This is a genomic window from Asaia platycodi JCM 25414 (genome assembly GCF_000614545.1).
GTDB classification, from domain to species: Bacteria; Pseudomonadota; Alphaproteobacteria; order Acetobacterales; family Acetobacteraceae; genus Asaia; species Asaia platycodi.
Map to the genome: position 1 here is coordinate 1 of NZ_BAKW01000034.1, position 748 is coordinate 748.

Sequence of the window (748 nt, forward strand, 5' to 3'; positions counted from 1 at the left end):
GAGCGGCTGGGCAGCCGGTGCGTCCTGAGCAAGAGCAACGGCCGGCACGACCACACCTTGCGCCACGGCAAGCGTGACTGCCAGGGCCGGGGCGGCGAGAGCGGGAAGGCGGAACAGTCTCGTCATTAACTCCAAATCCTCTGTAAAAGAGCCCCTTCAAGAAGGACTCTGGCAGTGCCGACCCAATCTGGCATGGGCGCGGCTTGGTTTATCACTTTGTCGGGGCACGGAGGCTGCCTGCCCCCCTGCCCATCAGGAAGCGCCCCTGAGGGCTGCTCCCTTCACTCTATTGTGTGCGGTCAGGCATCGCTCCCGACCGCGCCGCACTCACTCATCACCCAGGGTGAAGTTGATGTGCAGGGTATGATGATGCTCGACCACGGCCTGACCGTTGGTAACGGCGGGCTGGTAACGGGCCTTGCGGAGGAACTCCATGGCAGCCTCGACGAAGGCGTGTCCGCCCGTCGAATTGGTCACCTGGCAGTTCGAGGTGCGACCATCCGTGCCGATATCGCAGGCAACCGTTACGCTACCCTCACGGTTTTCTTCCAGCATCTCCTCAGGGAAGACAGGACGAGCCCCGTTGATCGGCGCTGCACCAGCGGAGTGGTCAGGCACCGGTGGGCCGGGAGGCGCTGCGGGTGCCGGCGGCGCATTATTCGCAGGCGGCACGGGTGCCGGCGGCTTCTCATGCGTTACCTGCTTGATCACATGCTTCTGCGGCGGCGGCTGAATCTGGATCTTCGGC

1 protein-coding gene is annotated in these 748 nt (G+C 64.2%); it reads right to left on the reverse strand.

The window, feature by feature from the left end; genetic code table 11:
* Positions 1-327 precede the first annotated feature (327 nt).
* On the reverse strand, positions 328-748 hold a 421-nt coding region (locus JCM25414_RS15290), incomplete at its 5' end, for an energy transducer TonB (protein WP_025842209.1).